6 protein-coding genes are annotated in these 6,419 nt (G+C 36.2%); 3 read left to right on the top strand and 3 right to left on the bottom strand.

Going from position 1 to position 6,419, the window contains the following annotated elements; all coding sequences use genetic code 11:
• Positions 1–390 precede the first annotated feature (390 nt).
• The 3 genes from ABD814_RS02060 (at position 391) to ABD814_RS02050 (ending at position 2,720) form a co-directional block, all read left to right on the top strand.
• A complete protein-coding gene (locus tag ABD814_RS02060) occupies positions 391–714 on the top strand; it encodes a hypothetical protein (protein ID WP_344909842.1) in 324 nt (107 codons plus the stop codon).
• Positions 715–992: 278 nt separating this feature from the next.
• Entirely contained in the window at positions 993–2,159 is a 1,167-nt protein-coding gene (locus ABD814_RS02055; protein WP_344909840.1) for an MFS transporter, read from the top strand.
• A gap of 291 nt (positions 2,160–2,450) precedes the next feature.
• Positions 2,451–2,720 (top strand): hypothetical protein, encoded by a 270-nt coding sequence (locus ABD814_RS02050; RefSeq protein ID WP_344909838.1) that lies wholly within the window; start codon positions 2,451–2,453, stop codon positions 2,718–2,720.
• Between the two features lie 151 nt (positions 2,721–2,871).
• On the opposite strand, the gene ABD814_RS02045 is transcribed toward ABD814_RS02050, so the two are convergent.
• The 3 genes from ABD814_RS02045 to ABD814_RS02035 form a co-directional block, all read right to left on the bottom strand.
• The gene (locus tag ABD814_RS02045; RefSeq protein WP_344909836.1) at positions 2,872–3,177 is read right to left on the bottom strand and encodes an iron-sulfur cluster assembly accessory protein; all 306 of its coding nucleotides are present in this window, start codon (positions 3,175–3,177) and stop codon (positions 2,872–2,874) included.
• Positions 3,178–3,692: 515 nt separating this feature from the next.
• Positions 3,693–5,573 carry a heavy metal translocating P-type ATPase gene (locus ABD814_RS02040; RefSeq protein WP_344909834.1) on the bottom strand — a complete coding sequence of 627 codons (1,881 nt, stop codon included), beginning with the start codon at positions 5,571–5,573 and terminating at the stop codon, positions 3,693–3,695.
• A 208-nt stretch (positions 5,574–5,781) separates the two neighbouring features.
• Positions 5,782–6,015 (bottom strand): heavy-metal-associated domain-containing protein, encoded by a 234-nt coding sequence (locus ABD814_RS02035; protein WP_344909832.1) that lies wholly within the window; start codon positions 6,013–6,015, stop codon positions 5,782–5,784.
• Between the last annotated feature and the right edge of the window lie 404 nt (positions 6,016–6,419).

Genomic DNA, 6,419 nt, shown 5'->3' with positions numbered 1-6,419 from the left:
ATTGGTTATTTTTAATTGATTTGATGCGGTTTATTCAGGTTTTATGATTGGGCTATGAATAATCTAGGTTGTAGTTTTATAATGCAAATATTTGAAGTCCAAGCAGCTAGAGTTGGGCTTCAATTTTCTTTCTAAATGACGAAGAGCTACCGATCAAATAGTCGATTAATTTAAATCATAAAATCATGTTGAAAAAGGATAGGAATTGAAAGAATTAATGCTTAAATAATAAAAACAAGCTAAAAAACGCCCGGAAATTTCATTGTTGTCCTTGATAATAAGGGATTTATGGAGATCTAACTCATAGACGAATTAATAAAATTCTGCTAAAATCAAATCAAGAAATGATCGAATTTAGTCGTATTATTGAATATGATTGGAGGCGAAAAAGTGGGGAAAGAAATAACTAATGAAGCAATATTCTTAGCGGTTAATGAATTAGCCCAATATGTGTCACAAGTGGATAAGCGCTTGAGTGTTAGAATTGACTCTCTTGACGAGCGCTTGAGCGGTAGAATTGACACCCTAGATGAACGCTTAAACAGTAGAATGGACGCTCTCGAGACGCGGATTGAGACGATGGATAAAGACATTAAACAAGAGTTTAGCAAGGTCAATGAGAAAATTGACGTCGTAGATACACAACTAGTGATTTTATCCGGAGGTTTAACAAAAACCCAAGCTGAAGTAAAAGTCCTTCAAAATGCGAAGTAATATAATTATGGTGATATACTCCGTTTTGGATGAGCAGGATATGCTATCTAAAACAGAGTATTTTTTTGCAGTTTTACAGTTGATTTGAGGTCTAAATATTTCAGTTATGATCTGCTAGATTTATTTTGTTTGATTAATTGACAGAAAGTGAGCGACAAGGATACAATGGGCAAGGAGCTTTTTTGGCACAGTTACCTGTTTTGATCATTCATAGAAAAAACTTATAGATCAATGATCTTCAATCGGTAAAAATAAACATGAAATTTGGAGTGGTAGCAATGTATTCACTTTTACTTATACTTATTTACATAGCATTTATTAGTCTTGGGCTTCCTGATTCACTGCTAGGTTCAGCATGGCCTGTGATACATAATGATTTGAGTATTCCAATATCTTATATGGGAATTATTTCGATGGTTATTTCAGGTGGAACGATTGTGACAAGTCTTCTGTCTGATAAATTAACAAAGAAGTTTGGCACCAGGATGGTAACAACTGCTAGTGTATTTCTTACAGCGATTGCTTTGTTAGGTTTTTCTTTTGCAAGTCAGTTTTGGATGTTGCTTGTCTTTGCGATTCCTTATGGTCTAGGTGCAGGGGCGATTGATGCAGCATTGAATAATTATGTTGCACTCCACTATTCTTCAAAGCATATGAACTGGTTACATAGTTTTTGGGGAGTAGGCGCGGTTATCAGTCCTTTTGTTATGAGCTATGCTTTGACAAACTTGACTTGGAATAACGGATATCGCATTGTCGGTCTTATTCAGCTTGGGATCGGTCTACTTCTAATTGTCACTCTTCCTGTTTGGAAGGTTAATCAACGAGAAGAAGCAAGTCAAACAAAGAGTATTGGATTAATTGATGCCTTGAAAATCAAGGGAGTTCCTTATCTTCTAACTGGTTTTTTTGCCTATTGTGCTGCAGAGGCAACTGCGATGTATTGGGCGAGTACTTATTTAGTTGAAGTGAAGAACATAACAGTAGAACAAGCAGCCCAATTTGCATCACTGTTTTATATCGGGATAACTGCAGGTAGATTTTTAAGTGGTCTTATTGCGAATAAGCTTGGAGACCGGAAAATGATTGTTTTCGGTACCTTGATCTTATCCTGTGGCATTATTTCTTTGCTGATTCCTACAGGAAATCCAACTGCCTCACTTGCCGGATTTGTTATTATTGGCTTCGGATGTGCGCCAATCTATCCTAGTATTATTCATTCGACACCAAGTAATTTTGGTGCAGAGCATTCTGGCGCAATTATCGGGATTCAAATGGCAAGTGCTTATGTCGGTGCAACTTTTATTCCGCCGCTATTTGGATTTCTCGGTCATTTGACGAGCTTTGCAATCCTACCTGTCTATCTATTCATTTTTGTTATTTTAATGATCATTATGACAGAAATGACATTTAGAACGACAGCAAAAAAGGCTGATCTGGTTTAAGGCGCAGTTTCAGTTATGATCTGATTTTGCCTTTCGTGTTAACTAACATTGGTGAGGTATTTTAGAAAATGATAAACAAGTAACTAAAGGTGCTTGTTCAACAGATTTTCAGATAAATAATGCAAAAACAGCCTGAATTCTTCAGCTGTTTTTTAATTTTAAACATTGATATATCAGGGTTTTGGCTGTTTTTGTCTCTAGACAATCGACAGGCTATTTGTTATAGTTAAGCTACTAAAAAAGATGTCTGAATGTGTAAAAATATCAAAAATGGAAGGAGGGTGTTTTGAAGTGCGTAAAGAAGTGAGAAATGAAGAAATTTTAAGTGCGGTTACTGAGTTGATCACGAGTCAAACTAATTTAGAGCATAAGTTTACTGAGTTAGCAACGAATCAAATTAATTTAGAGCGAAAAATTGATGAAACAAGAGTAGAATTAAAAGAAGATATAGCAAAGTTAGATCACAAAATAGACTTGATTGATCAAAAGTTTATGTTAACAAATTATGATCTTAGGACAGCTCAGGCAGAAATTAAAGTCTTGCAACGTGGGGTTAATTAATTTTAAGCTAGAGGTTGGAAAGATTTTTTAACTTGAGTAAAGATGTAACAGACGGATTAGAAAGCTGCAAAGCGAATACAACTTAATTTAAGATAAATGGAAAACCCAAACCAAAATTAACGGTCTGGGCTTTATTTTTGTCTAAATATAATTAATGATTCAATGGCCAGCCTTTAGAATTGTTGACAATTTGAAAACCTGGCTGATCGCCTACGTAGAAATATTGAATCCAAACACCGTCAAGGAAATCCTCACGACTATCAAGTAAGATATCAATATCCTTATCTGTTTTAACAATTTCATCATGCTCTGTTGGTGTATCAAGCTTGAAGTCATAATGTGCGTGGTTGCCGTGTATTTCAGTGACGTAAACACGAATCATTTTATCATCTGCTTCTTCTGTCGCGAGAATTTTCTTTAATTCTTTAGCTGCATTTCGATTAATTTTACACTTCATTATTATAGACTCCTATCTAATTAATTGATGAGTTGTATTATCTCATAAAACTATCGAGCTTGTCATTTGATCAGATTCTAATCTTTTTTGCTCAATTAGTAAAGGGATACCCTTTGATAAAAAGAGTACCCCTTTGATTTAAAGTAACAGATAATTTTTATTATATTTCCCGTTTGTTTCGGGTGGGAAATTTCTTAAATTGTTCATTGTTGGTGATCATTGTGGAATAACATAAACTTTTTAAAAACTTCACTTTACCGCGGTATTTTTCTACTGGATGTTCTCTTACCTAAGCAACGCAAGCCCTACCTACTCTTGCATTCTTGCGACCCTGTAGTCGCTCCAGTTTGAATAAGCATAAACAAAAAACACTGTAGCATGCCAGATTCATTTATTTGTTACTCGATCTATTAATATAGCATGTTATCGTATGTTTTGCAAATAAGATTGTGGAAATTTTTGATAAACAAAAAGTCCTAAACATGGTTAGAGACTTTTTTGTTGAAATGAGTTGATTAGTTAACACTGTCGCTGTTTACATTATGTCCTCTCAGTCGATAGCGCAGTAATCTCATCCCGTTAAAGATCACGACTAGAATACTTGCTTCATGGACTAACATACCGATCGACATGTTCATCCAGTCGCTGAAGAAAACACTTGCGAGTAGAATGATCACGACACCGACGGCAATGACGATATTTTGCAGCATGTTTCGGGCTGTTGTTTTTGTTAAGCCCAATGCATGTGGTAAACGGCTAAAGTCTGAATTCATTAGGACAACATCTGATGTTTCAATTGCAACGTCTGTTCCACTCCCCATCGCAATTCCGATATCTGCAAGTGCCAGCGAAGGACTATCGTTTACACCATCACCAACGAAGGCAACAATTTGACCTTTCGCCTGTAGCTTTTGTAAGTAAGCTGCTTTATCTTCAGGTAACATGTGCCCGTGTGCTTCAGTGAGACCGAGCTCTTTACTTACCAAATCAACTGTTCCTTGGTTGTCACCAGACAGAACGATTAAGTTTTTCACGCCTAAACGTTTTAATGCTTGAAGGTCTTTTTTCACACCTGGTCGAATTTGGTCACGGATTCCCATCAAGACTTTCAATTTGCCATCAACTGCGGTTAAGACTAAAGAATTTCCGTTTTTCTCAAATGCCCAAATATCTGCTTCAGCTTGTTCGTTTAATGTGACATTTTCTTGTTCCATTAGAGCAACATTACCGATCGCAATGCGGTGTCCGTTAACGGTAGCAACAATTCCGCCACCTTTTACAACTTCTGTATCTTCTACTGTTGAGAAGGTTGTTTCGCCAATATCTTTTAAGACAGCTTTTGCGAGTGGGTGATCTGATTCGCGTTCAACACTTGCTAGATAGCCCAAGACTTCATCGATGTTTGAACCGTAATACGCTTTTTCAGCAACTTCGGGGTTCCCAACTGTTAATGTACCTGTTTTGTCGAATAAAATTGTATCGACACGGCTAAAATCGTGGATCACTTCGCTACCTTTTAATAGCACACCATTACGTGCGCCATTCCCAATTCCGGCAACGTTTGAAACAGGAACACCAATCACTAATGCACCCGGGCAACCGAGAACTAATACGGTAATGGCTAATTCGACATTTCGTGAGAACAGCCAAACGATGAAAGCTAAGACTAAGACAGCTGGTGTATACCATTTTGAAAAGCGATCGATAAAACGCTCTGCTTCTGACTTTGAGTCTTGAGCTTCTTCAACCAATTCGATAATCTTACCGAATGTTGTATCTTCACCAACACGATCAGCACGAATTTGAATCGTCCCATTTTCTAAAATTGTTCCAGCGAAGACGTTTGTACCTTCGCGCTTGCTAACAGGTTCTGATTCACCGGTAATACTTGCTTCGTTAATGTGGCCTTCACCAGTTAAAACAGTACCGTCAACTGGAACTTTTGCTCCTGTTTTTACGAGTAAAATGTCACCTTCATCAACATCGTCAACATCAACCTCTTCAAATTCACCATCTTCGATTTGCTTTAGCGCACTTTCTGGTGCAATTTCAGTTAATTCTTTAATCGCTGAACGTGTTTGATTCAATGTTCGTTGTTCTAAGTAACCACCGAACAGGAACAGGAACGTAACGATTGCTGATTCCTCATAGTTTTGAATTAAAAATGCCCCAATAACAGCGATTGTTACTAAAACATCGATACTGACAACTTTTACTTTTAATGCCTGATAAGCTTGGATAGCAATCGGGGCAACTCCTAAGATTGATGCGATAATAAAAGTCGTATTGAATATCGTTACATTGTTAAAGCCAAAATGAGCGATAAAACCGATAACGATTAAAATACCACTCATCCAAGTCATTCGATTTTTTTGTCTCAATATTTTAATTTGCATAACTGCTTCCTCCTCATTTTAAGTTTGTCTATGTTTGATAAATCAACTATATCCTGTTTGCTTTAGCCGCGAATTGACGCCGATCAAGTTTTAGAAAAAATTATATTTTTTACATAAAAAAACTAGAACTTAGCGTATTTGCATCATATATTATCTGCATAAATGTCGCTAAGTTCTAGAATTTCTAAGCTGTATGAGATTTAAATGATTAAGCAGATTTTACTTTAGATTTAATAACTGGATAGCCCATTTTCTCAATCGCTTTTTCGATTATTTCAATTGGTGCTACATCTGCATTGAAATCGAGCTTAACTTTACTTGAGTTGAACATCACTTTCACGCTCTCTGCATCAACACCGTTAACACCTTTAACCGCCGCCTCAATTTTTTGTAAACATGATGGACATGATAATGTTTCTAATGAAATTGTTGCTTTTGACATTTTACATTCTCCTTTTATTAATGTTTTGTTTGATTAACTATAGTATAGTGCGTTTCTCAACTTAACGAATTGACCTGGATCAAGTTTTGCAAAATAAATGATATTTCTAATGAATCTATCCAAATCAATTGATAAAAAACGCGCCAACCAATGGATAATTAAACGATAACGCAGATTCAGCACCGAACAATTGATCCAGATCAATTTTTGTGCTTTTTATTAAATATCGGACATTTTTTTGATCTTTGCATCAAAAATTGTCCGATGTGGAACAATCGTGTGTTACCTGAATTCCCAAACGTGATTGCTAGTCAGTACTAAGCAGTTATAGTCCCGAGTTTGACACTTAATTAAATGAAAAACCCTCTAAATCCTTGATGTAAAAGGGTTTAGAGGGTTTGTTT

The sequence above is a fragment of the Amphibacillus indicireducens genome (genome assembly GCF_039539605.1).
GTDB lineage: Bacteria > Bacillota > Bacilli > Bacillales > Amphibacillaceae > Amphibacillus > Amphibacillus indicireducens.
Note: the sequence above shows the minus strand (reverse complement) of the source record. Positions and strands in the feature narration are given on the sequence as shown.

What these genes read in the sequence shown, in the direction of transcription:
- ABD814_RS02035 (WP_344909832.1), bottom strand. Translation starts at nt 6,015, where the DNA reads ATGTCAAAAGCAACAATTTCATTAGAAACATTATCATGTCCATCATGT.
- ABD814_RS02055 (WP_344909840.1), top strand. Translation starts at nt 993, where the DNA reads ATGTATTCACTTTTACTTATACTTATTTACATAGCATTTATTAGTCTT.
- ABD814_RS02040 (WP_344909834.1), bottom strand. Translation starts at nt 5,573, where the DNA reads ATGCAAATTAAAATATTGAGACAAAAAAATCGAATGACTTGGATGAGT.
- ABD814_RS02045 (WP_344909836.1), bottom strand. Translation starts at nt 3,177, where the DNA reads ATGAAGTGTAAAATTAATCGAAATGCAGCTAAAGAATTAAAGAAAATT.